The organism is Neisseria sp. P0019.S002 (assembly GCF_051957155.1).
In the GTDB taxonomy this organism is placed as follows: domain Bacteria; phylum Pseudomonadota; class Gammaproteobacteria; order Burkholderiales; family Neisseriaceae; genus Neisseria; species Neisseria perflava.
On sequence record NZ_JBQCWS010000104.1, the window covers coordinates 1 to 464 of the forward strand.

General features: G+C 54.3%; 1 protein-coding gene. It reads left to right on the plus strand.

Going from position 1 to position 464, the window contains the following annotated elements:
- Window positions 1-464, plus strand: a 464-nt coding sequence (locus ACTHTY_RS11795; protein WP_440367816.1) for an aldehyde dehydrogenase family protein, incomplete at both ends; no start/stop codon positions are given.

A 464-nucleotide genomic window follows, 5' to 3' on the forward strand; every position in this document is an offset into this window, starting at 1 on the left:
ATTCAAAACATGGCGCAAAACCACGACTGCCGAACGCGCGGCCATTTTGAACAAAATCGCCGATGTGATTGATGAAAACGCCGAATTGTTTGCCCTGCAAGAAACCTTGGACAACGGCAAACCGATCCGCGAAACCCGTGCCGCCGACGTGCCTTTGGCTTCCGACCATTTCCGCTATTTCGCCAGCGTGATCCGCGGCGAAGAAGGCACTGCGACCCAGCTTGACGCCGAAGACCTGTCCATCGTTTTGCGCGAACCGATCGGCGTTGTCGGCCAAATCATTCCTTGGAACTTCCCATTCTTGATGGCCGCATGGAAAATCGCTCCGGCATTGGCCGCAGGTTGTACCATCGTCATCCACCCTTCTTCCAGCACTTCATTGAGCCTGTTGTCCTTCGCTCAAGAAATCAACCACTTGCTGCCTAAAGGCGTGTTGAACGTGATTACCGGCCGCGGTTCCAAAT